Below are 25,945 nucleotides of genomic sequence, written 5' to 3'. Positions count from 1 at the left end.
GGACGATTTTCGCATGGACATGGCAATCAGCGAGGCAGGCAACGCGGAGTTGCCGAAGGGATATCCAGGCCGTGCCGCCGTCGTTGGCTGGATCTTTTTCGACTGGGCCGCGCAGCCTTATTTCACGCTGATCACGACATTCGTCTTCGCGCCCTATTTTGCAGGTTTCGTCGCGCCCGATCCGGCGAGCGGACAGGCGATGTGGGGCTTTGCCACCGCGGCCGCGGGGCTTGCGATTGCGCTGATGTCGCCGGTGCTCGGCGCCATTGCGGATGCGAGCGGCCGGCGCAAGCCGTGGATCGCGGGCTTCGGCGCGCTGCTCGTGCTCGGTTCCTCCCTGATGTGGATCGGCCGGCCCGGCGATGCCAGTATCATCCCGCCGCTTCTGTTCGCCTATGCGCTCGCCTCTGTCGGCGCCGAATTCGCCACCGTCTTCAACAATGCGATGATGCCCACCTTGGTGCCGCCGAACCGGATCGGGCGGCTGTCAGGAACGGGTTGGGCCACCGGCTATGTCGGCGGCGTGCTTAGCCTGTTTTTGGTGCTCGGCTTCCTCGCGGCGAGCCCCGACAGCGGGCGCACGCTGTTCGGTTTCAAGCCGCTGTTCGGGCTCGATCCCGCCACGCATGCGGGCGATCGCATCACCGGGCCGTTGACGGGGCTGTGGTTCATCCTGTTCGTGACGCCGCTGTTTCTGTTCACGCCGGACTATCCGGCGAAGAGGCCGGTGCGGCAGGCGCTGCGCGAGGGCTTGCGCGAACTGAGGCAAACGATCGGCGAATTGCCAAGGCGGAAATCGGTGGCGACGTTCCTGCTCGCCAACATGATCTATGCCGACGGGCTGGTATCGCTGTTCGCCTTCGGCGGCATCTATGCTGCCGGCACTTTCGGCTGGCGCACGATCCAGATCGGTACGTTCGGCATCATCCTCGCAATCGCCGGCGTGTTCGGCGCCTGGTTAGGCGGCAAGCTCGACGATCTCCTGGGGCCGAAGCGTGTGATCGTGGGCAGCCTGATCATCCTCTTGTTCTCGATCGCAGCGATTCTTTTGGTCGACAAGGATTCGATCCTGTTCGTGCCGGTTGCGCCGCCCGAGCCGGGCGGTGCGCTGTTCGCTGGCGCGGCCGAGCGCGCCTATCTCGTGCTTGGCTGTCTGATCGGCGCCGCCGGCGGGCCGTTGCAGGCGGCTTCGCGCACGCTTCTCATCCAGCTCGCGCCGAAGGACCGCATCGCGCAGTATTTCGGATTGTTCGCGTTGACGGGCAAGGTGACGTCGTTCATGGGCCCGCTCCTGATCGGCGCCATCACCGCAGCAACCGCGAGCCAGAAGGCCGGCATGGCGGTGCTGGTGCTGTTCTTTCTCGGGGGGCTGGCACTGATATTGCGGGTGCGGGATTAGTAGTCATCGCCGTCATTCCGGGGCATCGCGCAGCGATGAACCCGGAATCTCGTGCCACACCTCTTGGATTCCGGGTTCGCGCTTCGCGCGCCCCAGAATGACGGCGTTGCCGGATCAGTGCCGGAAATGCCTGATGCCGGTGAAGACCATGGCGATGCCGTGCTCGTCGGCGGCTTTGATCACTTCGTCGTCGCGCATGGAGCCGCCGGGCTGGATCACCGCGGTGGCGCCGGCCTCGATGCAGGCGAGCATGCCGTCGGCAAACGGGAAGAACGCATCCGAGGCGACGACCGAGCCCCTGGTCAACGGCTCGGCGAGCTTCAATTCGGCTGCGGCGTCCTGCGCCTTGCGCGCGGCGATGCGGGCCGAATCGACCCGGCTCATCTGGCCGGCGCCGATGCCGACGGTGGCGAGATCCTTGGCGTAGATGATGGTGTTCGACTTCACGTGCTTTGCAACGCGGAAGGCGAATTGGAGATCGCGCAGCTCGGCATCCGACGGCGCGCGCTTGGTCACGACTTTCAGCGCCATGTCGTCGACCACGGCATTGTCGCGGCTCTGCACCAATAGCCCGCCGGCGACGGTCTTGGCGGTGAGGCCGACGCTTCGCGGATCGGGCAGGCCGCCGGCGAGCAGAAGACGGAGATTCTTCTTCGCCGCGACGATCTTGATCGCTTCATCGGTCGCGTCAGGCGCGATGATGACTTCGGTGAAGATCTCGGTGATCGCGCGCGCGGCGGCCGCATCGAGCGTGCGGTTGACGGCGACGATGCCGCCGAAGGCGGACGTCGAATCGCAGGCCAATGCCTTGCGATAGGCGCTGACGAGATCGGCGCCTTCAGCGACGCCGCAAGGATTGGCGTGCTTGACGATGACGCAGGCGGCGGTGCGCTTGGCATCGAACTCGCCGATGCATTCATAGGCCGCGTCGGTGTCGTTGATATTGTTGTAGGACAGCTCCTTGCCCTGCACCTGCCGCGCGGTGGCGACGCCCGGGCGCTTCTCCGGCGTCGCGTAGAACGCCGCGCTCTGGTGCGGGTTCTCGCCATAGCGCAGCTTCTGGATCAGCTTGCCGCCGAAGGCGCGGAAATCGGGCGCTTCGGTCTTGAGTTCTTTCGCGAACCAGTTCGAGATCGCCGCGTCATAGGCCGCGGTGCGGGCATAGGCCTTGGCGGCGAGGCGGCGGCGAAGCGCGAGCGTGGTCGCGCCCTTGTTGGTCGCGAGCTCGTCGAGCACCGCCTGATAGTCCTGGGCTTCGACGATCACGGCGACGTCGTCATGATTCTTCGCCGCGGCGCGGATCATCGCGGGACCCCCGATGTCGATATTCTCGATGCACTCTTCGAAATCGGCGCCCTTCTCGACGGTGGCCTCGAACGGATAGAGATTGACGACGAGCAGGTCGATCGGCGCGATGCCGTGGGCCTGCATGGCCGCCGCATGCTCCTTGTTGTCGCGGATCGCGAGCAGGCCGCCATGCACCCTGGGATGCAAGGTCTTGACCCGGCCGTCCATCATTTCGGGGAAGCCGGTCAGGTCGGAAACGTCCTTCACCTTGAGGCCGGCGCCGGCAATCGCTTTCGCGGTGCCGCCGGTGGAGACGAGCTCGGCGCCGTGGACGGCGAGCGCGCGGGCGAACTCGATCAGGCCGGTCTTGTCGGAAACGGAAAGGAGGGCGCGGGTGACGCGGCGGGTCGTGTCAGTCATGGGCAAGATCCTCTGTTAGGGAGTACCTATGCCCAGGCGCGCGGCAGATATATCCCGCGCTTCCCGATGGTGCTCCATCCAAGGTCGCCAGTCGCGCGAGCGAGTGCTCGTTAGCAGCTTTCGACGATCTTCACAACGGCCCAATAGGTCTGGACGGAGTCCGTCTACAGCGGAAGTTCCGGCTCGCGTCGTGCATTGCGGCGCGCATTGGTGACCGACGCCGAAGTGCTCGAGCGGACGAAACTCCAGCGGATGGTGGAGACCTGCCTTGCATCCTGCCGGATCACGATCTGGGAGGTGCGGCGCGGGCCGTCATTGCCGGCGAGGAACACGCTGTCCTCGAGATCGACCTTGTCGTCGACCGCCTCGAAGGTCCAGACGTCGCGGTTCGGCAAGACCAGCATGACGCCGCGGGCATCCGAAAGCCGGCTCGCCTTCACCGACGGGTGCAGGTGAAACCGCAGCGCGTATTCGCTGCCGTGGCCCTTGATGCGGCCGCCTGATGGCGGCGACACCGTATCCTCGCCGTCGAGCCGCGAGCCGTCCTGCGCCGCCATCAGCACGCGGTGGTGGATGACGCCGAAGCGCGAGAGATAGCCGTCATGCGAGGTCGTCAGGACATCGCCATTGCCGGTTGCCTCGCGATAGCTCTCGACATTGCTCGGGCCGCTGGTGATCGGCGCGCCCTTGAGCAGGCGCTTCATCGCGGACATCTCGACGAACTGGCAGGATGAGGTGTCGTGATAGGTCAGTGTCGAATGCGCCGCCGTCGAGCGCGCGAACGGCCGCCAATTGTCGCGACCGGTGGCAGGCATGCCGCAATTGACGACGATCCGGCTCGGTCCGGATGAAAGCTCGAACGACAGACATCCGGCATGGGCATCCTGGCTGATGCTGGGCGGCGGCGGCGGGCCGGTGTCGATGATCACGGTCATGTTGCCGGCGTCGAGCCGCTGATACCCGGTATGCGGCATGCTCGCCATCGGTGCGCCGTGGGCGTCGTCATAGGCCAAGAGTGTCGCGACGAGGTCGGACGGCGCGGTGCTCATGCCGTTGAACAGCGCGAAGCTGCCATCGCCATGGCGGAAGAAGCGCAGCATCGGCATCATGCGATCGATGGCGTTGAGCAGCGCCGGCGGCGGGGCGATGTTGCGAGCGGCGAAGGTCTGGCGCAGCGGCAGCATATCGCTGAGCAGTTCGACCAGCGCGCCGGGATTGCGCGAGATGTGGCCGCCATCGGGCAGGATCTGCCGTTGCAATTCGTCGGACAGACGTCGCGTCGCCGAGCGGACGTGGCGAGCCTGGTTGGCAAGGCAGAGCGAGGCGTAGCACAGCGCGATCAGGACCTGCAGCCGCGGCACGCCATCGGCGGCATCGACCATGCCGTAGCGCAAATGGCGGATCTCGCGTCCCAGCCCGCGCAGATATTTCCGGTAGAATTTGCCGTCCGTATCGCTGAGCACCAGCGGCGCCTGCGACAACAGCGAGATGACACGGCGCGCCCGCACGTCGGCGCGCCGCTCCAGCGGCCGCTTGCGCGACGCGTTCGACATCCAGTCGTCGATCAGGGAACGCGCATTGGCCCGGGTCAGCGCGGTATCGGCGACGCGCAGATGGCGCAGCCAGCCGAAGCCGAGCAGGGCCGCCTCCCAATCCTCCGATGGCGGCTCGAGGTCGAAGATCGAACGGCCGTGGCAGGTCACGATCTTGCCGGCGAACACGAAGCGGCCGGCATAGATTTCCGCGGCGCGGGTGGCATCCGCCGTACGCAGGTCATGCGGGGCGATGATCAGGCGGTCGCTGCGGCCGGGCCACAATCGCGAGAGCGCGACGGTTCCGCCGCTGGCGCGCGCGGCCACGCTGCGCGCGAAGCGGCCAGCGATCAGCGTCGAGATGCGTCTGCGTTGGGCGACGGACACGCCTAACCTTTGAAGGGAGAAGGGATTCTGGCGAATCCTTTTAATCCGGAAACGCCGCCAAGACACCATCTTGAAACGGCGCGAATCAGGTGCAGCGCGATCCGGACAAGGGCGCACCGGTTTTCTTCGCGCCAACCGCAAACCATTGGCGCGAAGATCGGGCTCCAGCGACGGTGAAAGCTGAATGAAATCAGGATTTAACCAGTCGCGCGGCGTAGAATCCGTCCAATCCGCCGAGCCTCGCATCGGCATGGGGCAGATGGCAGGGCAGTGTGCGCAAGTCGCCGTCGGCGGTCACGAGCTCGGAGAGGCCGGCGACCTCGCTTGGGGTGATCGGCGCGCGGCGCAGCCCTGATTCGCTGCCCAGGAGCGCCGCAATGGGTTGCTCGCCCTCCTCCGGCTCCAGCGAACAGGTGCAATAGACCAGTGTTCCGCCTGACTTGAGCAGGGTGACCGCCTTTTGCAGCAGCCGCTTCTGCAGGGCGGCCAGCGTCGCGATCTCGGCCTCCTGCCGCAGCCAAGCCACATCGGGGTGGCGGCGGATGGTGCCGGTCGAGGTGCAGGGCGCGTCGAGCAGGATGCCGTCGAAGCCGTCACCACCGCCCGGCCACTCGACGGCGTCGGCGACGATGCATTCCGCCGAAAGCGAAAGTCGCGCAAGGTTGTCGCGCAGCCGTGCCATCCGCGCCGGCGAGCGATCGACGGCAGTCACCTGTGCGCCGGCATAGGCGAGCTGCGCCGTCTTGCCGCCGGGCGCGGCGCAGAGATCGGCGATTCGCTTGCCTTTGATGTCGCCGAACAGCCGCGCCGGAAGTGCCGCGGCGGCGTCCTGCACCCACCATTGCCCTTCCGGAAAGCCCGGCAGCATGGTCACCGAGCCGTGCAACAGCGTACGCACGGTTCCCGTCGGCAGCATCTCGCCGTGCAGCCGGCTCGCCCATTGCGCGGGGTCGGATTTCACCGTGAGGTCGAGCGAGGGCTCATTGGCGATGGCAAGCGCCATTTCGCGCGCGGTGGCTTCGCCGTAATGGGCGGCCCAGCGCGCAAACAACCAGTGCGGGAGATCCAGCGTCTGGGTCCTGACCTCGTCGACCAGCGCATGGCCCTCACGGGCGCAGCGGCGCAGCACGGCATTGACGAGGCCTGCATATTTGGCGGCGCGCCGGTCCGATTGCACGAGTCGCACCGACAGATCGACCGCGGCATGATCGGGCACGTCCATCCAGAGGATCTGCGCGGCGCCGATCAAAAGCGCGCTCTGCGCACGCGGCGCATCGGTCGGGATGCCGCGGTCGAGCAGGCGCGACAGCAGATGGCCGAGGGTTCCGAGCCGGCGCAGGATCGTCGACACCAATCGGCGCATCAGCGCGCGGTCGCGATCGGCAAGCGTCTTGAGGCCGGGATGGGCGCCAGTGCCATCGAGCTGGTCATCGAGCGTGCGATGCTTGTGCAGAACGCCGTCCAGAATGTCGGCTGCGATCCGTCGCGCCGCAAGGCCGGGCACTTCGATCGACGCTGCAAATCTTGAAGGGGGCATGGAGCGGAAATATCTCAGTCAGGGAAAGCGGATAGCGCCTCGGCTCATGCCATCATGGGGAAGAGGCCACAGCTCTGGCATGCGAATAAGCCAAATCTAAGAATCGGTCTTCCGATTTCTTGATCGTGATGCCAAAGGTTTGTGGTCATCCGCGATATAAAAATCTGTTGCAGGAAAGTTGCAGGAAAATCGTAGCATGGCCGACAATGGATCACCGCCGGAACGCAAGCCGCTGACGCCAGCCGCGCAGCGCGCGCTTGCCGAAGCCGAAGCGCGACGGAAGGCCGCGGCGGCAAACGCAACGCCGATGCAGAAGGAGGTTCAGGGACCAAAGGGACCGGAACCGACACGCTACGGCGATTGGGAGAGCAAGGGCATCGCGTCGGATTTCTGACGCAGCCGTCTCTTCTCACCTCACCGGGCTCGATCTTGTTTGGGCATGATCTTCCCACGCAAACGCTTCGCGTTTGTCGCGACGGAAAACCGGTTTCCACTTTTCCGGATCATGCTCTAGCGTGGGGCGATGCCTCCCGACGAGCGAATCAATCCATATCGGCGATCATTTCGCCGCGCTCCATTTGGCCGTCGGTTCTCGGCTGCTTTGCCATGGGTGTTCGTGATCGGTATTGCGCTCGGCACCATGCTTCCAATCCGGCAATGGGTGCCTTGGCAGCTTCCGCATTGGGGTAGTAGCCGCGTGCAGGATGCCGATGCGATCTGGCAGCGCGGCGGCACTCCAGATGTCCGCCGCACTGTCGATGTCGTCAGGACGATCGACGGCGACACGTTCGAGGCGCGCGTGCATCTGGAGCAGGGACGCGACCTCATGACCCATGTCCGCTTGCGCGGCATCGATGCGCCGGAGTTGAAGGCATCATGCCAGGAAGAATTGGAAAGGGCCGAGGCTGCGACCGATGCCTTGCGCAATCTTCTCAGCCAGGGCGGCGTCGTGATCTACAATATCGGTCCCGACAAATATCCGGGGCGCGTCGTCGCCAACGTCGCGACCAGGCGTACGGACAACGTGTCGGCGGCACTGCTCGCGGCAGGCCATGCGCGCAGCTACAATGGCGGCCATCGCTTTGGCTGGTGCGCGAGGAGCCGACGCTTCTGGGAATGAGAAAAGCCGCGCAACAGCGCAGGTTTTGTTAATTCGCGTGCTTCGATCGGTTCAGTGCGTGACGACCACGGTGGCGCCGACGGGGACGCGGGAGTAGAGGTCGGTGATGTCATCGTTCAGCATGCGGATGCAACCATAGGAGACGAAGCCGCCGACCGAGCCCGGCACGTTGGTGCCATGGATCGCATATTCGCCGCCGGCGAGCGTCATCGCCGCAACGCCCATCGGATTGCGCGGCGAGCCGCCGGGAATCACGTCGGGCATGTGGGGCTTGTCGCGCTTGACTTCGGCGGGCGGCGACCAGGCCGGATAGCGGTATTTGCCGTCGATCTGCGTGGTGCCGGCCCACTGCTTGCCGGCCTTGCCGACGCCGACCGGATAACGCATGGCGTGACCGTAATCGAGAACCAGATAGAGGCGCCGCTCGCCGGTCCTCACCACGATCGTGCCCGGAGAATAATGGTCGTCGTGCATATCGACCATTTCCGGCCGCGCTTCGGCGGCTGTCGGCATCAATGCGCCCAGCGCAAATACGCCCAGCCCAAAGGTGGCAGCCATGGCCACCGCGATCCTCATCGACATGAAACTCTCCACATCCAGCCGCCCTTTGCGGGATCTCAGATATCGCGCTGCCGGTCAGGCTCCGGCCTGCCGTTCGCACCCGGCATTCTTGACCGTGTGTGTTAACCGGCTGTTTTCTTATGTCGCGCGGGGGGCGGTTCGCGTCGGGCGGAAGAGCGGAAAAGTTGCAAATAAAGTAAATGACCCGCAAACGACACAACCTGCGGCGGCAAACGTGCCGCTCCCGCTGCGGACGCGTGACAATCGCGTGAGGATTGGAAGATGTCGATCGCGCCTACTTGCTCGATTTTTTCTTCTTGGTCGCGGGCGACTTCTCCGGCTTCGGCTCGGCGGCACCCGGTGCCTTCTTGCAAGGGCCGGCATAATCGACCGCGACCTTGACGTGCCGCGCTTCGCACTCGTTCGGATAGGTCTTGCCGTTGCAACCGCAAACCGGCCGGTGAATCCGGATGCAAAAAGCCGGGGCTTTTTCGCAGGTGCCCTTGGCATCCGCGACCCCGCACTGTCCGGCCTCCTTGCGACAGAACAGCGCCGAGTTGCAGGTGATCTTCTCCGGCCCCCCGCAGGCATCGTCGAGATTCGCCGCGCGCAAGCTCGGCATGCCGATCATGAGACCGGCCGCGGCGATCAGCGCCGCGGCGGCAAGACGACCAAAGTGCAACCCCATGAACTCCCCCCTGCCGCGGTGTTAAACCGCGGCGCCCTTCTTGTTCTGCCGGTTCTTGACGAGATCATCAACCACCGCGGGATCGGCCAGCGTCGAGGTGTCGCCGAGGCTTGACGGTTCGTCCTCGGCGATCTTGCGCAGGATGCGGCGCATGATCTTGCCGGAGCGGGTCTTGGGCAGGCCCGGCGCGAACTGGATCAAGTCGGGCGAGGCGATCGGACCGATGTCCTTGCGCACCCAGGCAACCAGCTCCTTGCGCAACTCCTCGCTCGGCTCGGTGCCCGCCATCAGCGTGACATAGGCGTAGATGCCCTGGCCCTTGATGTCATGGGGATAGCCGACCACGGCGGCTTCCGACACCGCCGCATGCGCCACCAGCGAGCTCTCGACCTCGGCGGTGCCCATGCGGTGGCCGGAGACGTTGATGACGTCGTCGACGCGGCCGGTGATCCAGTAAAAGCCGTCGGCGTCGCGCCGGCAGCCGTCGCCGGTGAAATACTTGCCCTTGTAGGTCGAGAAATAGGTCTGCTCGAAACGGGCGTGGTCGCCATAGACGGTGCGCATCTGGCCGGGCCAGGAACGGATCAGGCATAGATTGCCGGTCGCCTCGCCCTCCAGCACCTTGCCCTCGGCATCGACGATCTCAGGCACCACGCCGAAGAATGGCCGTGTCGCCGAGCCCGGCTTGAGCTTGGTGGCGCCGGGCAGCGGGGTGATCAGGATGCCGCCGGTCTCGGTCTGCCACCAGGTGTCGACGATCGGGCAGCGGCTGTCGCCGACCACGCGGTAGTACCATTCCCAGGCTTCCGGATTGATCGGCTCGCCGACCGAGCCGAGCAGCTTCAGGCTCTTGCGCGACGTCTTCTTGACGGGCTCGTCGCCACCCTGCATCAGCGCGCGGATCGCGGTCGGCGCGGTGTAGAAGATGTTGACCTTGTGCTTGTCGATGACGTTCCAGAAGCGGGAATTGTCGGGATAGTTCGGTACGCCCTCGAACATCAGCGTGGTCGCGCCGTTGGCGAGCGGACCGTAGAGGATGTAGGTGTGGCCGGTGACCCAGCCGACGTCGGCGGTGCACCAGTAGATGTCGCCATCGTGATAGTCGAACACATATTGATGCGTCATCGACGCGAACACGAGATAGCCGCCGGAGGTGTGCAGCACACCCTTGGGCTGGCCGGTCGAGCCTGACGTATAGAGGATGAACAGCGGATCTTCCGCGTGCATCGGCTCGCACGGGCAGTCCGTCGTCACCATCTCGGCCGCCTCGTGGTACCAGAAGTCGCGGGTCGGATTCATGTCGACGGCAGCGCCGGTGTGCTTGACCACGACGACCCAGTCGACGCCCTCGGTCTTGGCCAGCGCCGCGTCGACATTGGCCTTCAGCGGCACTTTCCTTCCCCCGCGCAATCCCTCGTCAGCGGTGATGACGATCTTGGATTTGCAGTCGCTGATGCGCTGGGCGAGGCTGTCGGGCGAGAAGCCCGCGAACACCACCGAATGAATCGCGCCGATCCGCGCACAGGCCAGCATCGCATAGGCGGCCTCGGGGATCATCGGCAAATAGATGGTGACGCGGTCGCCCTTGCTGACGTTGCGGTTGCGCAGGATGTTGGCCATCCGGCAGACTTCGTCGTGCAGCTCGCGATAGGTGATGTGCTTCGACTTCGAGGGGTCGTCGCCCTCCCAGATGATCGCGGTCTGGTCGCCGCGGGTTTCGAGATGGCGGTCGATGCAGTTCCAGGCGACGTTGAGCACGCCGTCCTCGAACCATTTGATCGAGATGTTGCCGGGCGCGAAGGAGACATTCTCGACCTTGGAGTACGGCTTGATCCAGCCGATGCGCTTGCCGTGCTCGGCCCAGAAGCCGTTGGGGTCGGAAACCGAGCGCGCATACATCTCCTGGTATTTGGCGTCGTCGATATAGGCGCGTTTGGCCCAATCGGCTGAGACGTCATAAATCTTCTCGGACATCACATTCCCTCCACTCGACATCCGGCCCGCGTGATCCCGGTGTTGCGGGCCATCTTCATGGTTACGGTGATTATGCGTCGCCGGACAATACCCGGACAAGCGCTGGTGTCTTGGACCTTGGTCGGCTTCTCGTGCCGGAGCCTTGCTTCCAGTTGGGGGGATCGATCAAAATCGCGTTTTGAGCGAGGTCAAAATCAACGTTATCGCGCGAATGGCGGCCATGAACGGTATTTAGGAACCGTTAATGACTGATTCGCGACTCGCAAAAGCCGGAGTAACCCCCTAAATGGCGTTCCCGAGGCCAACAGCCTCCGGAACCAAGCCATAAAAATCGGCATTACCGAAAACCAGTGGAGCCAAGGCGTCAACGGTCATGATGGATCAGCAGAATTTTGTGGCTACGCGGCCCGTTTCCGCCGATCCGACGCTGCCGCTGGCGAAAGCACTGGGCCAATGGCCGACCAAGCTGCCCACTCCCAAGCAGAAGATCACCGTCAAGGGCTCGGTGAAGGAACTGGCTGCGGAACTTGGCCTCAAGCTCGGCGACCAGGCTCTGCTCACCATCCGCCGTGTCAAGCGCGGCAAGAACTATTCATTTGTTCGCGCCAACGGCTCGCACATCCGCGACGCCCGGACCATCCGCCGCCTCCATGCGATGGCGGTACCGCCCGCCTATCGCGAGGTGCGCTACTCCCACGATCCGAGTTCGCATCTGCAGGCGATCGGCCGCGATGCCGCGGGACGGCTGCAATACCGCTATCACGCCGACTGGGAGAAGGTCCGCGAGCACCGCAAGGCGCATCGGCTGGCAAAGCTGGTGGGGGCGCTGCCGAAGATCCGGCGCAACGTCTCGAAATATCTGTCCGGCGATGAGCCGACGCGCGAATTTGCGCTGTCTGCGGTGATCGAATTGATTGCGCGCACGGCGATACGCCCCGGCAATGAATCCTATGCGCGGCTCAACGGCACCCGCGGCGCCACCACGCTCTTGAAGTCGAACGTCACGCTCGAGGACGACTGCGTGGTCCTGACCTTCAAGGCCAAGGGCGGCAAGGCCGTGCGCAAGGAATGCGACGCGGCCAAGCTGGTGCGCGCGATCGGCATCCTGCGGAGCGTGCCGGGCAAGCGCATGTTCCAGTATCGCGACAGGTCCGGCACCGTCCGTGCGGCGTCGACCACGGCGGTGAATGCGTTCCTGCGCGAGATCGCCGGTATCAAGATTTCGCTGAAGGATTTTCGCACGCTGATGGCCTCCGCCGTCGTGCTGGAATCGCTGTCGCGGATCACGCCGGCCTCGAGCGCCCGCGGCCGCAAGAAGCAGGTGCTGGAAGCGGTGCGCGCGGCGGCCGATGAACTCTCCAATACGCCCGCGATCTGCCGCAAGAGCTATGTCCACGACACCATCGTCACCGCCTTCGAGGACGGCATCCTGGAGCGTTTCGCCGCGACCATGAAAGGCTATCGAACGCAAGCCAAGCGCGAGCAGCTATTGGCGCAGGTGGTGACCGCAGCGGCGGTTTGATCTTTTTTCCTTCTCCCCATGTGGGAGAAGGTGGCGCGGACGAAGTCCGCGACGGATGAGGGGTTTGCCCACCACGAACACAGGCGTTTGCGGAGAGAACCCCTCACCCGCGCTCGCTTCGCGACCGCACCCTCTCCCACAAGGGGAGAGGGTTTCAGAGCCCGCCCATCTTGCAGACGATCTTCCACTCGTCCGCGGTCACGGGCTGCACCGACAGGCGCGAATATTTGACCAGCGCCATGTCGGCGAGCTTGTCCTCGGCCTTGATCGCTCCGATCGTCACCGGCGTCTTCAAGGGCTTGTCGGCCTTGATGTCGACGCAGACGAATTTGCCGGTCTTGTCGGTCGGGTCGGGATAGGCCTCCTTGATGATCTCGGCGATGCCGACGATCTCCTTGCCCTCGTTGGAGTGATAGAAGAAGGCCTTGTCGCCCTTCTTCATGTTGACGAGATTCTGGCGCGCGGTGAAGTTGCGCACGCCGGTCCAGGCCTCGCCCTTGGCGCCCTTCGCTACCTGCTGGTCCCAGGACCAGGTCGACGGTTCGGATTTCACCAGCCAATACGCCATCATCATCCCTCCGCCTTGAATGGCCGCGTCAACAGGCTCTCGATCGCGGCATCGATCGTCAATTGCCTGGTAAGGATCGCTGCCACCGCATTTGATACCGGCATCTCGATATTTTGCGAAGCCGCAAGCTCGATCAGCACCGGTGCAGTGAACATGCCTTCGGCAAGCTTGCCGGCTGGCGGCTCTTCCCCGCGGCCGAGCGCAATGCCGAGCGCGAAATTGCGCGACTGCGGGCTGGAGCAGGTCAGGATCAGGTCCCCGAGGCCGGACAGTCCCACCAAGGTTTCGGCGCGTGCGCCGCACGCACGTCCGAGCCGCGCCAGTTCGCTGAAGCCGCGCGTGGTCAGTGCCGCAAGCGCTGACGCTCCGAGCTCGCGGCCAGCCACGATGCCGGCCGCGATCGCCAGCACGTTCTTGGCGGCACCGCCGATTTCGACGCCGCGGACATCGGTCGTGTGATAGGGCCGGAAGGTCGGCGACCCCAGCGCCTGCACCAGCGCGCTCGCCAGGGATTCATCTCTCGTCGCCAGCGTCACCGCTGTTGGAAGCCCGCGCGCTACATCGTCGGCGAAGCTTGGTCCCGACAATATCGCCGGCGTCGCATCGGGTGCGGCCTCCGCAATCACGTCGGTCATGAACTTGTGGGTGCCGCGCTCGATGCCCTTGGCGCAGGCGATGACGGGCGTCGCCTCTGCAAGTCGGGGCGCCAGATGCATGACAGCCGCACGCAAATGCTGCGCGGGGGTTACGACGAGGATGAGATCGGTGCGGGCAGCCGCTGCAATGTCGGCGGTGACCTTGACGCTGGAGTCGAGAGGCACGCCGGGAAGTCTTGGATTGGTGCGCGTCGCCTGGATCTGCGCAGCGTGCGCCGCGTCGCGCGCATAGAGCACGACATCGCGACCGGCCCGCGCCGCGACGGCCGCGAGCGCCGTGCCCCACGCGCCCGCGCCTATCACTCCAACAGATTGATGCGCCGGCATCAGGCAGACTCATCTGAACTCCCTCTCCCCGCTCTTGCGGGGAGAGGGTTGGGGTGAGGGGCTGCTCTCCGCGAATCCGCAAAGTGAGGTGTGCGCGGAGGCTCCCGCTCACCCGGATTTGCGCTACGCGCAAATCCGACCTCTCGCCGCAAGCGGGGCGAGGTGGCACGGCGTCTGCGGCGTGATCCTTCAAACATCTCAGAATCCCGCGCGGGTGTTGGCGTAGCCCGCGGGCGCCTTGGCGTTGGCGTCGAGCAGCCAGCGGGCGCGCGGGGGCGCGTCCATTGTGTCGGTGAGGCCGAGCGCCATCCGCTCGGCGCCGGCCCAGGCGATCATCGCGCCATTGTCGGTGCAGAGTGCGGGCGGCGGAATGATCAGCGTCGTCTGCGCCTTGGCGGCGACATCCTGCAGCGCGCCGCGGATCGCGTGATTGGCGGCGACGCCGCCGGCCGCGACGAGCGCGCGGGGCGGACCGAATTGCTCCTGGAACAATCTCAAACCGACGCTCAACCGGTCCGCGGTCGATTCCAGCACCGCGGCCTGAAAACCGGCGCAGAGGTCGCTGACATCCTGCGGCTCCAGCGGCGCCAGTCGGCTCGCCTCGTTGCGCACGGCGGTCTTCAGGCCCGACAGCGAGAAATTGGCGTCGGGACGGCCGAGCATTGGCCGCGGAAATGCAAAGCGCGTGGCGTCACCACCCTCTGCCGCGCGTTCCACCTCCGGCCCGCCCGGATAGGGCAGCGACAGCATCTTTGCGATCTTGTCGAAGGCCTCGCCCATGGCGTCATCGACGGTGGTGCCGAGCCGCACATACTGGCCGACGCCGACCACGGCGACGATCTGGGTGTGGCCGCCGGAGGCCAGGAACAGGCAATAAGGAAACGCCAATGCACAGGTGAGCCGCGGCGTCAGCGCATGCGCTTCCAGATGGTTCACCGCGATCAGCGGCGTGTCGTGCACCATCGCGATCGCCTTTGCCGTGGTGAGGCCGACGATGACGCCGCCGATCAGGCCAGGACCTGCGGCAGCAGCGACGGCGGACAATTGCGCATAGCCGACATCAGCCTCTTTCATGGCGCGATCGATGATACCGTCGAGCAGGTCGACATGGGCGCGCGCGGCGATCTCCGGCACCACGCCGCCGAAGCGCGCATGCTCTTCTGTCTGCGAGCGCACGATGTTGGACAGAATCCGTCCGCTGCCGTCGCTCTGGCGCTCGACCACAGCGGCTGCGGTTTCATCGCAGGTGGTCTCTATACCCAACACCAGCATCGGCGTGTCGTTACCCAAGTTCGGTCCTTGTGCTATTTCGCGTGCTATCTTCCGTTCCGTCACTCGGTAGCATTGCGAGGTCACAGCGTGCAATCGTCGGTTCTGCCCCAAATGTCGCTCCCGAAAGCCTGAAGATGGCCGTTCTTGTCACGCGCCCGCAAGGAGATGGTGAGGCCACTGCCGATAGTCTGCGCAGCCTGGGTTTTGAGGTATTGCTCGCACCGGTGCTGCGGTTCGAGGTGCTGCCGTTCCAGGAAGACGATGCCGCGGACTATGACGCTGTCATCGTCACCAGCGCCAACGCGCTGCGCGCCGCTGCGCCCCAGCTCGCCGGCCATGCGCTGCTTCGCCTGCCGCTGTTTGCGGTCGGCGAGCATACCGCCGCCGCGGCCCGCGAGGCTGGATTTGGCGAGGTGGCAAGCGCCGACGGCGATGCCACCGCACTCTACGAGCTCGTGCGGGCGCACAGGAAAGCGAAGAAACTGAAAAAGGCGGCAACCTTGCTTTATCTCGCGGGTGCCGATCTTTCGCGCGATCTCGCCGGCGAGCTGGGCGATGCCGGCTTTACGGTCATAACCCGCACGACATACCGGATGAGCCCGGTGGCGGGACTGCCGCGTCCGGTGTGTGACGCTTTCATGGCGGGCGGTATCGAGGCCGTGCTGCATTATTCCCGCCGCAGCGCGCGGGCGTTTCTCGATGCGGCGCGGGCGGAAGGCCTCGAAATATCGGCCCTGGCGCTGCCGCATTGCTGCATTTCGGCTGCTGTTGCCGCCGTCCTGCGCGAGGCCGGAGCCACCCAGGTCGTCACCGCCGCCTCGCCGGACGAAAATGCCCTGTTCGAAACCCTGACGCGTGCTTTGCGGCCCTGATTGGCTTAAGAGAACGGTCCGATTCTGGTAAGTCTTATTCTGGTAAAGTCTTGTTCTGGTAAAGTCTTGGCTTTCCCGGTTTCGGCGTATCAACAGTCAAGGGAACCGCTGCATGGTCGATGAGAGGCCCGAAGACACCGAATCGGTGGCGGATTCCTCCGCCTGGTCGCGGCGCGCGCCGCCAACCATCGATCTCAAGGCGACCGAGGTGTCGAGCGAACCGCCCAAAACGGATTCCGTGAACACGGATAGCGCTCAGGCGGATAGCGGAAATGTGAGCGGTGAAGCGGCCGCCGCCGAGGCGGCGCCGCAACCCGAGCCTGCGATGGAGACGGCTGCAGCCGCGCCGGATCCGGAACCCTCCTCCGCCGAACCTCCGCCTCGGCCGATCTCGCCCTGGGTGATTGCGCCTGTTTCGGGCGCTGTCGCTGCCGCGCTGGTGATCGGCGTCGGCTGGTTGCTCGGCTGGCCCGCGGTACAACCGGCGCAGCCGCCTGTGCCGCAGCTTAGCGCCGGCGCTATCGACGAGCTCACGGGGCGTGTCGCAGGCGTCGAAGCGAAGATCGGCAGGCAGGCTTCAAGCGATCAGGCGCTGGCCGCGCGGATCGACGGGCTGGAGAAATCCGCGAATGCGCTGCGCGGCGAACTTGCGGCATCACGCGCGCAATCGGACAAGCTGGCCACGGCGATCGATCGGGTGAAATCGATGCCACGCGATGGGTCCGCGTCCACGCCGGATCTGTCAGCAGTCAACGATCGGATTTCAAGAATCGAGAGCGCGGTACGGAAGCAAACGGCTGAGCTCGCCCAGCAAGGCAACAAGATCGCGGAAGTGGGCGCAGCCGATGCAAAGCTCGCTGACGATCTGCCGCTGCGCCGCGTGGTTGCCGCATCGCTGCTCGATGTCGCGGTCCGTCACGGCGATGCCTATGCCGCGCCGCTCGAGGTCGCCAAGCAGTTTGCGGAAAACCCTGATGCGCTCAAGCCGCTCGATGCGTTCGCGGCCTCCGGCGTGCCGAGCGCCGGCGCGCTCTGCCGCGAGCTGCTCGAGATCGTGCCAAGGCTTGCGCCGCCCCCGCCGTCGGCCGCGGCCACCACCGGCACCGGCATCGTCGATCGCCTGCAGGCCGGCGCGGCCAAGCTCGTGCGCATCGAGCGCACCGATGCGACGGGTACCGATCGCGGCAGCGTGGTTGCGCGCATCACCCAGGCCGCACTGCGCAACGATCTCGGCGAGGCGCAGCGCGAACTGAAGACGCTGGCGCCCGCCGATCGCGCGGCGGCGCAAGCGTGGCTCGAAAAAGTCGAAGCGCGCGCCGCATCGCTGGCGGCCTCGCGAACATTTGCCGACAACGCCATGGCTGGGCTCGCGAAGGCCGGACAGTAGGTTCTCCATGATCCGGATCATTCTGTTTCTCGTATTGATCGCGCTTGCCGCGGCCGGCGCGGCCTGGGTCGCCGACCAGCCCGGCGATGTCGTGCTGTCCTGGGGTGGCGGGCGCGCGGTGACCACGCTGCCCGTGTTCGCGCTGGGGCTCGGCATCGTCGCGGTCGTGGCCGTCATCGTCTGGTCGATCCTGTCCTGGCTGTGGCGTGTGCCGGCGCGCATCCGGCGCGGCCGGCGCGAGCGCCGTCATGCGCGTGGCCGTCATGCGATCACTCAAGGGCTGCTCGCGATCGGCCATGGCGATTCGACGGCGGCGCGGCACCATGCGGAAACCGCGCGGCGTCACGCCGGCAGCGATCCGCTGACGCTTCTCCTCCACGCGCAATCGGCGCAGCTCGAGGGCGACCGCGAGGGGGCGCAGCGCGCATTCCGCGCAATGGCCGAGCGCGAGGATACGCGGCTGCTCGGCCTGCGCGGCCTGTTCATCGAGGCGCAGCGTTCGGACGATGCGGTTGCCGCGGTCATGATCGCGGAAGAGGCGCTGAAGGTTTCGCCGTCCTCGCCTTGGGCCTCGCAGGCCGTGCTCGGCTTCTGCTGCGCCAAGGGCGACTGGGCCGGCGCGCTTTCGATCCTCGACAACAACCAGAGCTCCGGCCTCATCGACAAGGCGACCTATCGGCGGCAGCGCGGCGTGCTGCTCACCGCACGCGCGCTGGAGTTCGAGACCGTCGACCGCGATTTGTCGCGCGAGAGCGTGATGGAGGCGATCAAGCTCGCGCCGACGCTCATCCCGGCCGCGGCGCTTGCCGCCAAATATGAGAGCGAGGCGCATCAGGTTCGGCGCGCGATGAAGATCGTCGAGACCGCGTGGCTGTCGCAGCCGCATCCCGAGCTCGCCGATGCCTATGCGCATGTGAAGCTCGGGGACTCCGCGCGGCAGCGGCTGGTGCGGGTCGAGACGCTGGCGGCGAAGACGCCCGATAATATCGAGGGCGCGCTCGCGATCGCGCGCGCGGCGATCGACGCCGCCGAATTCGCCAAAGCACGCGAGGCGCTGACGCCGTTCATCGCCGCACCGACCCAGCGCGTGGCGCTGTTGATGGCCGAGATCGAGCGCACCGAGCATGGCGACAGCGGCCGGGCCCGCGCCTGGACCTTGCGCGCGGTGCGCGCGCTGCACGATCCGGCCTGGACCGCGGACGGCTATGTCAGCGACCGCTGGCGGCCGGTCTCGCCGGTCACCGGCCGGCTCGATGCCTTCCAGTGGCAGACCCCGGTCGCCGCGCTCCCGTCCGACAAGGGCCCGGCGATCGAATCCTCGCCGTTCGAGGAAGCGATGCTGGCCTCGAAGCGGATCGAGCTGCCGAAGGAAGCCCCGTCCGCGCCGCCCGCGAAACCGCTCGACGTGGCCATAGAAAAACCGGTCGAGCCGATAAAGCCCGTCGAAACAGCGCCGCCCGCCCCACAGGACAACACGCCGCCGGCCGCATCCCCGGCCCCGGTGGAACCAGCGCCCGCCGCCCCGTCGGTGACGGCATCCGCCCCGCCAGCTCCACAGCCGGCCCCAGCCGAATCATCGCCCGAAGCGGTGGCGCCATTGTTCCGCGACCGCCAGGACATCCCCAAAACGCCGCCGGCGCCGATTCCGGCGGTAATTCCCATCGTCCGCGCCCCCGACGACCCCGGGATCGAGGAAGACGGCAGCCGCGACGAATTTTCCGAGCAGATCGGGCCGCCAAAGGCCCAGGCCGGCGGCTGGCGCGGATTTCTGTCCCGCTGGGGGAGCTGAGACGCGGTCAAATGGCCGCGTCAACCTTGCCAATCGGGGCTACGCCCGATATCAGTGCGCACGCTTTCTGGCTAAGTTGCCGAACGGTTCGCCGCAATAGCTCAGTTGGTAGAGCACGTCATTCGTAATGACGGGGTCGGGGGTTCGAGTCCCTCTTGCGGCACCATCGCTCAAAGCATTTTTGATATTTCCGAGCGCCCTCAAAAACGTGGATGGCCGGGACAAGCCCGGCCATGAGACGAAAGGGAGCGTTCTTTAATCGGTTACTGCTGCGACACCGTCTGCACCACGCTTGAGAGCGGACGCGCGCTCACGGCCGGGACCTTCATGTCCTTGACCATGAGGGCGTCGTATTCGGGCAGGGTTTCCAGCGGCTCCTTTGCCTTCATCTGGACCACCTTGTAGCCGCCGGCCTTCAGGCGACGCAGCAGCGTCGGCAGGGCTTGCGCGGTGTGCTTCTGCAGGTCGTGCATCAGGATGATGCCTTTGCCCTGCTTGTCCAGCTTGGTCATGACGGTCTGGATCACCTGGTCAGGCGAGCTGGACTTGAAGTCCAGGGAATCGACGTCGACGGAGAACATCGCGATGTTCCGGGAGCCGAGATAGCCGAGCGTCGCCTGGGTATGGGCGAGCGCGGGGAAGCGGAAGAACGGCGAGGGCGCGGCCCCGAGCGCCATCTTCACGGCACTGAATCCCTTCTCGATCTCATCCTTGGCCTGCTGCTCCGTCAGCTTCTTGCTGTCGAGATGCGCGTGTGACCAGGTGTGCGAGCCGATGGTGTGGCCGGCGGCGGCGACCTGTTTCAGGATCTCCGGGTGATAGGTGGTGTGCAGGCCGATCGGGAAGAACAGCCCCTTGGTGCATTCGTCCGCGAGCGCCTTCAGCACCGCCGGCGTGGTCGGCCACGGGCCGTCGTCGAAGGTCAGCACGACCTCCTTGTCGGTCAGGAAGTCGAACTGCTTGTACTGCAGGAAGCCGAAGCCCGGGCCGCCGGTGGTGTCGATGACGACCGTGCGGCTGACGCCGAGCGCATCGGGATTGGTGCAGGTCGATTTCGCCTGCATCGGGGCCGGCGCGGGAGCAGGGGCGGGCGCCGGCGCGGCAGCCGCCTGTTTCGACACCGTGGCGGTGGTCTCGACATCGTCCTTGGCGGCCGATTTCGCGGCGGCTGGGGGCAGCGAATCCGCCGGCCGGGCGGCGACGGTTTGCGGCGGCGCCGCATCGGCCCGCGGCGCGGCAGTCCAGAACCACACTCCGGCGATCACGACCGCCGCAACAACAACGGCCAGCATCAGGCCTATCGGATTACGCATCGCTACTCTCTTGGGAAACTCGGGGCTCGCTCGTAACGATCCATTAGTGCCAACGAGGTCTTAACGCGATCCCAACGCGCTTGCCTTTGCCGAAGAAAATTAGGCCGTTGTTCTGCGTGACGCCCGTCACAGACGGCGCGCCGCGACGTTTGGTCGGAACCGAGCCGCGGGTGCCGCCGTTTGAACCTTTTTCCGGAGTGCGAAAACAACATAGCACGCCGTTGTCCTGCCTATTGCCAATACGAAGGCTTGAGAAATGACCAGATTGCTGTTCGTCATTCCGCTGCTTCTGGCGGCGTCCGCGGCCTCGGCGCAGCAGCAGCAGCAGGGGCGGGAAGCTTGCACACGCGACGCGTCGCGGTTCTGCCGGGCGTATCTCGACAAGGGCGATGATGCTGTGCTGGCCTGCCTGAAAGAGCACCGCGGTCGCCTCACCAAGGCCTGCCAGCAGACGCTGACCACGCATGGGCAGTAGCAGCGCGCGCCCCGGAATGACGGCAAGGGGTCAGGTGCTGCTGCCGGCCGCCGTCGCGACGACGGGCAATACTTCGGTGGCTCCGGGGTCGGGCGTCTCGTCCTTCCAGCGCACCGAGCCGAAGGGACGCTCCAGCATGCGGCGCACCCGTATCGGTTCGGGACCGAGATGGAAGGCGATCGCCTTCAGATGCAATTCGCGCTCGGATTGGGTGGCGCGGTTGCGCTGGCGCAGGTAATCGAGCCAGGTCGGGCAGTGATAGCGCTCGGTCCACAATTCGGGATCGGCGATGTCGCGCGCGATCGACCAGCCATAGGCGCCGTTGCGCTGCCGGCTGAGCTGCACCTCCAGCATCACGTTGTGGAAGGCGCGCGCGTTCTCTTGTGCGACGCGGTACTCGATCTCGACCACCAGCGGCCCGCTGCGCGGCGTGAGCGGCATGCGGACCTCGGGATCCGCGAGCATCTCGGTGGCGTCCTCATTGCGGGCGCCGACCGGTGGCATCCTGAGCCATAATCCCAGCAGTGGCGACAGCAGCATCAAGGCGGCGGAGACCAGGAGCGCGAGCTCGACGCCGGCGGCATCGGTGAGCCGGCCCCAGCCCCAGCTACCGATCGCGATTCCACCGGCGATCGCGGCCTGAAACGCCGCCAGCGAGCGGCCGGCGACCCAGCGCGGCGCCGAGAGCTGCACGCCGATATTGAACAGCGCGATCGCCATCATCCAGACCGCGCCGGCCAGCACCAGCGCCGCGGCGGTCACCACCGCCAGCTTGCTGATCGCAACCGCGGCGATCGCGCCCGCCATCGAGATCGCGCAGACGCGCACCGCCGCCTCGCCGCTCATCCGCTTGCGCACCTCCCCGATATTGAGGGCGCCGAGCACCGCGCCCATGCCGAAGGCGCCCAGCATGATGCCGTAGGTCTGGGCGCCGCCATGCAAGAGGTCGCGCGCCACCAGCGGCATCAGCGCGGAGACCGAGCCGCCGATGATGCCGGTGACCAGCGTGCGCGTCAGCACGATCTTGATCGACGGCGAATGGTTGATGTAGCGCATGCCCGAGACGATGGCGCGGTTGAGCCGCTCGCGCGGCAGCCGCGACGGCTCGCTGACGCGGTCCCAGAGGAACAGCACGATCAGGAGCGGCAGATAGAACAGGGCGTTGAGCGCAAAGGCGGCCACCGCGCCCGCGGCTGCGACCACGATGCCGCCGATCGCCGGCCCGAAGCTGCGGGCGATGTTGTAGCTGATGCCGTTCAGCGCCACCGCGGCCGGCAGCGTTTCGGGCGGCACCTGCTCGTTGACCGAGGACTGCCAGGCCGGGCCGAACAGCGCCATGCCGCTGCCGACGATGAAACAGAGCGCGAGCAGGATATTCGGCGTCACCAGGTCGAGCCAAGCCAGCACGGTCAGAACCGTGGCGCCGACCAGCGCGATCAGAAGCGACACCATCGCCACAATCCGGCGGTCGTGCATGTCGGCAATGGCGCCGGCCGGCATCGAGATCAGCATGACCGGCAGCATCAGGGCGGTCTGCACCAGCGCCACCTTGTCGGCCGCAGATGTCATCTGCGTCATCGCCCAGGCGGCGCCGACCCCCTGGATCAGGATCCCGAGGTTGGAGAGCAGGCTCGCCAGCCAGATGCGCCGGAACACTGAATGCCGAAGCGGCGCCAAGATGCCGTCGGAGGCAGGGCTCGGGCGTCGCGGCGATGCTATCATGGTGGTTCCGTGGTCCTCTGTTGGTTGGCTTGGCTGATTCCGGCCGCCGAGTGATGCCCGTCAAACGCCCGCATTGTCCAGTCGTCATGCTGTCATTTCCGTTCCGCAAAAACACGGCTTGGGAGCGAGGAGCGGTCGGCGAGGTAACAAATGCGCGTGTTCGGCGAACTCTCCCCGAGAACGCTGTTTTACGTCTTCATCACCCCCGGATGGAGAGCGTAGACTGGGTGGATCGAGACTGGAGCGAGCACCATGAGCATGGCCGAAGTCTACGAGCTGCCGCTTGCGCGAAACCGGCTGGTGCCGCCGGCTCCGCCACGGGCGCCCGACGATTTGTCCGCCTTCAGGCGCATGACGCTGATCAGCCGCAGCCCGATCGCAAGCTGGAGCCAGCGCGCCTATGAGGAGGAGATCGTCCGCGGCCGCTTCTTCGGCCGCAGCAGCTTCATCCTCAACACGCCCGATGCGATCAGGCATGTGCTGGTCGACAATTACGAGACTTATACGCGCACGCCGGCCGCCTTCCGGGTGTTGCGCCCGATGCTTGGCGAAGGTCTTCTGATCGCCGAGGGCCGTGCCTGGAAACATCAGCGCCGCACGCTCGCGCCGGCCTTCACGCCGCGCGCGATCACGACGCTGGTGCCGCACATGGTGGCCGTGACCGACGAGACCATCGCAAAGCTCAGGGCCGCGAGCCATGGTCCGGTGGACCTTCGCGAGACGATGCAGCGGATGACGCTCGAGATCGCCGGCCGCACCATGTTCTCGTTCGGCATGGATCGCCATGGCGGCATCTTGCGCGATTTCGTCGTGGAATATGGCGAGCGATTGGCGCGGCCGCGCTTCCTCGACATGCTGCTGCCTTTGAGCTGGCCGAGCCCGCAGGATTTTGCGCGCGCCCGCTTCCGCAAGCGCTGGACCGCGTTCGTTGCCATGCTGATGGCGGAGCGCCGTGCCGCCGGCAAGACAAGCGATGCGCCGCCGCGCGATCTGTTCGATCTGATGGTTGCGGCGCGCGACCCCGAGACCGGCCAAGCCTTCACCGAAGTACAGCTCGGCGACGAGATCGCGACCATGATCCTGGCCGGCCATGAGACGACCGCGACCGCGCTGTTCTGGGCGCTCTATCTGCTTTCGCTCGATCCGCCGACGCAGGAGGAGCTTGCCGCCGAGGTGAAGGCGGTCGCCGCAAGCGGTGGACTCGAGATCGAGCGGTTGAAATTCACCCGCGCCGTCATCGACGAGACCATGCGGCTCTATCCGCCGGCCTTCCTGATCGCGCGCGCCGCAGCGGGGGCGGATACGATCGCCGGCATGCCCGTGAAGAAGCATGACGTGGTCATGATCGCGCCATGGCTGCTGCACCGGCATGAGAAGCTCTGGCACGATCCGGCGGCATTCGTGCCGTCGCGTTTCCTGACCGGCACGCCGCCCGATCGCTTTGCCTATCTGCCGTTCGGCGTCGGCGCGCGGGTCTGCATCGGCGCGCATTTCGCGCTTGTCGAGGCGACGCTGGCGCTGGCGAAGCTGATCGGTGCCTTCCGTATCTCGCTGGTCGACAGGCAGCCGGTGATGCCGGTCGGGGTGGTGACGACCCAGCCTGACCGGTCGCCGATCTTCACGATCAAGCCGAGATAGCCAGACCTTGCGTTTCGGCGCGGGTCATCTCATCTAAGGTTGCGCCATGAGCGATACCCAGGCCCAATTTGCTGTGTTGAAACAAACGGCCGATCCGGCCGTCGTCGACGAAATCGCGCGGCTCATTGCCGAGGGTGATGATCGCGATCTCAACCGCATCAACGCTTTGGACTTCGCCGGGCGTACCGGGCTCGACGAGGAAAAGGTCATTTCCGGTTTCCTCCACTCGTCACGGCTCGGCCTGTTCGACATGAGCTGGAACGTGCTCTGTCCCGGCTGTGGCGGGGTGCTCGATGCGCACTCGACGCTGAAATCGCTGCGTCACGACGATTACAATTGTGCGCTCTGCGCCGCCGGCTACGAGGCTTCGGTCGACGAAATGGTCGAGGTCGCCTTCACCGTCAGCCCGCGAGTCCGCCGCATCGGCGCGCACGATCCCAACACGCTGCCGCTCTGGGACTATGTGCGGCAGATGTTCTGGAGTTCGGGTGTCGACATCAACGACGAATCGTTTTCGCGCCTGATCAACGAAGCGACGCTTGAAGCGCTCGAACTGCCCGCCGGCGAGAAGGCGATCCTGTCGCTGAACTTGCCCAGCCAGTACGTCATCGTATTTGAGCCGGTGACGCATTCGGCCCACTTCCTTGACATTCAGGGCGAGCCGACCACGGATCGCCAGCAGCTTTCAGTCGTCTACAACAAGCTGCAGGCGCCGACCGGCACGACGGTGCTGCGGCCAGGGCCATTGCGACTTTCGCTGGAAAACCAGGCCGGCGTCCGCGTGCTGCCATCGGTCTGGGTTGCCGGCGACGCGCTGCACCAGATGCTGGGCAGGCGCAAGCCGATCCTCACCGCGAAGCGGATGCTGAGCAACCAGACCTTCCGTGATGTCTTCAAGGCCGACAATCTCAACGTCGACCAGCGATTGAAGATCACCTCGCTGACTTTTTTGTTCACGGATCTCAAGGGCTCGACCGCGCTTTATGAGCGGGTCGGCGACCTCGCCGCTTTCGATCTCGTGCGTGCGCATTTCCATGCGCTACTCGAGATCATCGCGTCCGAGCACGGCGCCGTGGTGAAGACCATTGGCGATGCCGTCATGGCGACCTTCATCAAGCCTGAACATGCGCTCGCCGCCGGCCTACGCATGCGCGCAGCGATGAAGAAGCTCAACGACGAGCGCGGCAAAGAGGACCTGATCGTCAAGATCGGGATTCACGAAGGTCCTTGCCTCGCGGTGATGCTGAACGAGCGGCAGGATTATTTCGGCCAGACCGTCAACATCGCCGCGCGTGTTCAGAGCCTGTCGACCCAGCAGGAAATTCATATCACTGCGCCGGTGATCGATTCGCCGGAAGTGCTCTCCATTCTGAGGAATGCGGAGATCCGGCCGATCCAGAAGGAAGCGGCACTGCGCGGCATCGCCGACAAGATGGTGGTGTACGAGATACCGTGATCCGCTGGCCTCAACCGTCATTGCGAGCGAAGCGAAGCAATCC

21 protein-coding genes, 1 tRNA gene and 1 riboswitch are annotated in these 25,945 nt (G+C 65.6%); of the genes, 11 read left to right on the top strand and 11 right to left on the bottom strand.

All coding sequences use genetic code 11. The annotated features are described in order from the left end of the window. Positions 1–13: 13 nt before the first annotated feature. On the top strand, positions 14–1,399 hold the full coding sequence (locus AC5ZG1_RS03570; RefSeq protein WP_496131995.1) for an MFS transporter: 1,386 nt from the start codon (positions 14–16) through the stop codon (positions 1,397–1,399). Positions 1,400–1,513: 114 nt separating this feature from the next. On the opposite strand, the gene purH is transcribed toward AC5ZG1_RS03570, so the two are convergent. From purH to AC5ZG1_RS03555, 3 genes are all read right to left on the bottom strand, one after another. Then, positions 1,514–3,106, bottom strand: coding sequence for a bifunctional phosphoribosylaminoimidazolecarboxamide formyltransferase/IMP cyclohydrolase (gene purH / locus AC5ZG1_RS03565; RefSeq protein ID WP_496131994.1), 1,593 nt, complete (start codon positions 3,104–3,106; stop codon positions 1,514–1,516). 23 nt (positions 3,107–3,129) lie between these two features. Beyond that, positions 3,130–3,211, bottom strand: a riboswitch (ZMP/ZTP riboswitch). Between the two features lie 59 nt (positions 3,212–3,270). Beyond that, a complete protein-coding gene (locus AC5ZG1_RS03560; RefSeq protein WP_496131993.1) occupies positions 3,271–5,025 on the bottom strand; it encodes a heparinase II/III family protein in 1,755 nt (584 codons plus the stop codon). Between the two features lie 190 nt (positions 5,026–5,215). Next, positions 5,216–6,562 (bottom strand): RsmB/NOP family class I SAM-dependent RNA methyltransferase, encoded by a 1,347-nt coding sequence (locus AC5ZG1_RS03555; protein ID WP_130226292.1) that lies wholly within the window; start codon positions 6,560–6,562, stop codon positions 5,216–5,218. 196 nt (positions 6,563–6,758) lie between these two features. Here AC5ZG1_RS03555 and AC5ZG1_RS03550 point away from each other — a divergent pair, with 196 nt between their 5' ends. After that, positions 6,759–6,956: a DUF1674 domain-containing protein gene (locus AC5ZG1_RS03550; protein WP_028165213.1), complete on the top strand. Its 198-nt coding sequence runs from the start codon at positions 6,759–6,761 to the stop codon at positions 6,954–6,956. 216 nt (positions 6,957–7,172) lie between these two features. Next, positions 7,173–7,682 carry a thermonuclease family protein gene (locus tag AC5ZG1_RS03545; RefSeq protein WP_496131992.1) on the top strand — a complete coding sequence of 170 codons (510 nt, stop codon included), beginning with the start codon at positions 7,173–7,175 and terminating at the stop codon, positions 7,680–7,682. Between the two features lie 51 nt (positions 7,683–7,733). On the opposite strand, the gene AC5ZG1_RS03540 is transcribed toward AC5ZG1_RS03545, so the two are convergent. The 3 genes from AC5ZG1_RS03540 to acs form a co-directional block, all read right to left on the bottom strand. Continuing rightward, positions 7,734–8,264: a L,D-transpeptidase gene (locus tag AC5ZG1_RS03540; protein ID WP_028165211.1), complete on the bottom strand. Its 531-nt coding sequence runs from the start codon at positions 8,262–8,264 to the stop codon at positions 7,734–7,736. 274 nt (positions 8,265–8,538) lie between these two features. After that, the gene (locus AC5ZG1_RS03535; protein WP_456644700.1) at positions 8,539–8,931 is read right to left on the bottom strand and encodes a Kazal-type serine protease inhibitor family protein; all 393 of its coding nucleotides are present in this window, start codon (positions 8,929–8,931) and stop codon (positions 8,539–8,541) included. A 21-nt stretch (positions 8,932–8,952) separates the two neighbouring features. Continuing rightward, positions 8,953–10,905, bottom strand: coding sequence for an acetate--CoA ligase (acs, locus tag AC5ZG1_RS03530; RefSeq protein WP_496131991.1), 1,953 nt, complete (start codon positions 10,903–10,905; stop codon positions 8,953–8,955). A 373-nt stretch (positions 10,906–11,278) separates the two neighbouring features. On the opposite strand from acs, the gene AC5ZG1_RS03525 reads away from it, so the two are divergent. Next, positions 11,279–12,427 carry a DNA topoisomerase IB gene (locus AC5ZG1_RS03525; protein WP_130226289.1) on the top strand — a complete coding sequence of 383 codons (1,149 nt, stop codon included), beginning with the start codon at positions 11,279–11,281 and terminating at the stop codon, positions 12,425–12,427. A gap of 154 nt (positions 12,428–12,581) precedes the next feature. On the opposite strand, the gene AC5ZG1_RS03520 is transcribed toward AC5ZG1_RS03525, so the two are convergent. The 3 genes from AC5ZG1_RS03520 to tsaD all read right to left on the bottom strand — a co-directional run bounded on the left by AC5ZG1_RS03520 (position 12,582) and on the right by tsaD (position 15,250). Next, a complete protein-coding gene (locus AC5ZG1_RS03520) occupies positions 12,582–12,995 on the bottom strand; it encodes an EVE domain-containing protein (RefSeq protein WP_130226288.1) in 414 nt (137 codons plus the stop codon). A gap of 2 nt (positions 12,996–12,997) precedes the next feature. After that, on the bottom strand, positions 12,998–13,978 hold the full coding sequence (locus AC5ZG1_RS03515; RefSeq protein ID WP_456644703.1) for an NAD(P)H-dependent glycerol-3-phosphate dehydrogenase: 981 nt from the start codon (positions 13,976–13,978) through the stop codon (positions 12,998–13,000). Between the two features lie 198 nt (positions 13,979–14,176). Then, complete coding sequence (tsaD, locus tag AC5ZG1_RS03510; protein ID WP_464347231.1) at positions 14,177–15,250, bottom strand: tRNA (adenosine(37)-N6)-threonylcarbamoyltransferase complex transferase subunit TsaD; 1,074 nt, start codon at positions 15,248–15,250, stop codon at positions 14,177–14,179. A gap of 134 nt (positions 15,251–15,384) precedes the next feature. Here tsaD and AC5ZG1_RS03505 point away from each other — a divergent pair, with 134 nt between their 5' ends. The 4 genes from AC5ZG1_RS03505 to AC5ZG1_RS03490 all read left to right on the top strand — a co-directional run bounded on the left by AC5ZG1_RS03505 (position 15,385) and on the right by AC5ZG1_RS03490 (position 19,464). Further along, positions 15,385–16,122 carry a uroporphyrinogen-III synthase gene (locus AC5ZG1_RS03505; protein ID WP_496131990.1) on the top strand — a complete coding sequence of 246 codons (738 nt, stop codon included), beginning with the start codon at positions 15,385–15,387 and terminating at the stop codon, positions 16,120–16,122. Positions 16,123–16,234: 112 nt separating this feature from the next. Beyond that, entirely contained in the window at positions 16,235–17,509 is a 1,275-nt protein-coding gene (locus tag AC5ZG1_RS03500) for a COG4223 family protein (RefSeq protein ID WP_496131989.1), read from the top strand. 7 nt (positions 17,510–17,516) lie between these two features. Then, complete coding sequence (locus AC5ZG1_RS03495; protein ID WP_496131988.1) at positions 17,517–19,298, top strand: heme biosynthesis protein HemY; 1,782 nt, start codon at positions 17,517–17,519, stop codon at positions 19,296–19,298. A 90-nt stretch (positions 19,299–19,388) separates the two neighbouring features. Further along, positions 19,389–19,464, top strand: a tRNA-Thr gene (locus tag AC5ZG1_RS03490). A gap of 97 nt (positions 19,465–19,561) precedes the next feature. On the opposite strand, the gene AC5ZG1_RS03485 is transcribed toward AC5ZG1_RS03490, so the two are convergent. Beyond that, on the bottom strand, positions 19,562–20,611 hold the full coding sequence (locus AC5ZG1_RS03485) for a polysaccharide deacetylase family protein (RefSeq protein WP_028165202.1): 1,050 nt from the start codon (positions 20,609–20,611) through the stop codon (positions 19,562–19,564). A 256-nt stretch (positions 20,612–20,867) separates the two neighbouring features. Between AC5ZG1_RS03485 and AC5ZG1_RS03480 the strand changes: the two genes are divergently transcribed. Continuing rightward, positions 20,868–21,086 carry a hypothetical protein gene (locus AC5ZG1_RS03480; RefSeq protein WP_496131987.1) on the top strand — a complete coding sequence of 73 codons (219 nt, stop codon included), beginning with the start codon at positions 20,868–20,870 and terminating at the stop codon, positions 21,084–21,086. Positions 21,087–21,116: 30 nt separating this feature from the next. On the opposite strand, the gene AC5ZG1_RS03475 is transcribed toward AC5ZG1_RS03480, so the two are convergent. Beyond that, complete coding sequence (locus AC5ZG1_RS03475) at positions 21,117–22,808, bottom strand: MFS transporter (RefSeq protein WP_496131986.1); 1,692 nt, start codon at positions 22,806–22,808, stop codon at positions 21,117–21,119. 252 nt (positions 22,809–23,060) lie between these two features. Between AC5ZG1_RS03475 and AC5ZG1_RS03470 the strand changes: the two genes are divergently transcribed. Further along, the gene (locus AC5ZG1_RS03470) at positions 23,061–24,446 is read left to right on the top strand and encodes a cytochrome P450 (RefSeq protein WP_496131985.1); all 1,386 of its coding nucleotides are present in this window, start codon (positions 23,061–23,063) and stop codon (positions 24,444–24,446) included. 46 nt (positions 24,447–24,492) lie between these two features. Next, positions 24,493–25,902, top strand: a complete 1,410-nt coding sequence (locus AC5ZG1_RS03465) for an adenylate/guanylate cyclase domain-containing protein (protein ID WP_456644710.1) — start codon at positions 24,493–24,495, stop codon at positions 25,900–25,902. Positions 25,903–25,945: the final 43 nt, after the last annotated feature.

Source organism: Bradyrhizobium sp. Leo78 (assembly GCF_059512425.1).
The sequence above is the reverse complement of the archived record's forward strand: the minus strand, read 5'-3'. Positions and strand labels throughout refer to the sequence as shown.

Excerpts from the sequence above, each read along its gene's own strand:
- AC5ZG1_RS03570 (WP_496131995.1), top strand. The coding sequence starts at position 14 with ATGGACATGGCAATCAGCGAGGCAGGCAACGCGGAGTTGCCGAAGGGA.
- purH (WP_496131994.1), bottom strand. The coding sequence starts at position 3,106 with ATGACTGACACGACCCGCCGCGTCACCCGCGCCCTCCTTTCCGTTTCC.
- AC5ZG1_RS03555 (WP_130226292.1), bottom strand. The coding sequence starts at position 6,562 with ATGCCCCCTTCAAGATTTGCAGCGTCGATCGAAGTGCCCGGCCTTGCG.
- AC5ZG1_RS03550 (WP_028165213.1), top strand. The coding sequence starts at position 6,759 with ATGGCCGACAATGGATCACCGCCGGAACGCAAGCCGCTGACGCCAGCC.
- AC5ZG1_RS03540 (WP_028165211.1), bottom strand. The coding sequence starts at position 8,264 with ATGTCGATGAGGATCGCGGTGGCCATGGCTGCCACCTTTGGGCTGGGC.
- AC5ZG1_RS03535 (WP_456644700.1), bottom strand. The coding sequence starts at position 8,931 with ATGGGGTTGCACTTTGGTCGTCTTGCCGCCGCGGCGCTGATCGCCGCG.
- acs (WP_496131991.1), bottom strand. The coding sequence starts at position 10,905 with ATGTCCGAGAAGATTTATGACGTCTCAGCCGATTGGGCCAAACGCGCC.
- AC5ZG1_RS03525 (WP_130226289.1), top strand. The coding sequence starts at position 11,279 with ATGATGGATCAGCAGAATTTTGTGGCTACGCGGCCCGTTTCCGCCGAT.
- AC5ZG1_RS03520 (WP_130226288.1), bottom strand. The coding sequence starts at position 12,995 with ATGGCGTATTGGCTGGTGAAATCCGAACCGTCGACCTGGTCCTGGGAC.
- AC5ZG1_RS03515 (WP_456644703.1), bottom strand. The coding sequence starts at position 13,978 with ATGCCGGCGCATCAATCTGTTGGAGTGATAGGCGCGGGCGCGTGGGGC.
- tsaD (WP_464347231.1), bottom strand. The coding sequence starts at position 15,250 with ATGCTGGTGTTGGGTATAGAGACCACCTGCGATGAAACCGCAGCCGCT.
- AC5ZG1_RS03505 (WP_496131990.1), top strand. The coding sequence starts at position 15,385 with ATGGCCGTTCTTGTCACGCGCCCGCAAGGAGATGGTGAGGCCACTGCC.
- AC5ZG1_RS03500 (WP_496131989.1), top strand. The coding sequence starts at position 16,235 with ATGGTCGATGAGAGGCCCGAAGACACCGAATCGGTGGCGGATTCCTCC.
- AC5ZG1_RS03495 (WP_496131988.1), top strand. The coding sequence starts at position 17,517 with ATGATCCGGATCATTCTGTTTCTCGTATTGATCGCGCTTGCCGCGGCC.
- AC5ZG1_RS03485 (WP_028165202.1), bottom strand. The coding sequence starts at position 20,611 with ATGCGTAATCCGATAGGCCTGATGCTGGCCGTTGTTGTTGCGGCGGTC.
- AC5ZG1_RS03480 (WP_496131987.1), top strand. The coding sequence starts at position 20,868 with ATGACCAGATTGCTGTTCGTCATTCCGCTGCTTCTGGCGGCGTCCGCG.
- AC5ZG1_RS03475 (WP_496131986.1), bottom strand. The coding sequence starts at position 22,808 with ATGATAGCATCGCCGCGACGCCCGAGCCCTGCCTCCGACGGCATCTTG.
- AC5ZG1_RS03470 (WP_496131985.1), top strand. The coding sequence starts at position 23,061 with ATGAGCATGGCCGAAGTCTACGAGCTGCCGCTTGCGCGAAACCGGCTG.
- AC5ZG1_RS03465 (WP_456644710.1), top strand. The coding sequence starts at position 24,493 with ATGAGCGATACCCAGGCCCAATTTGCTGTGTTGAAACAAACGGCCGAT.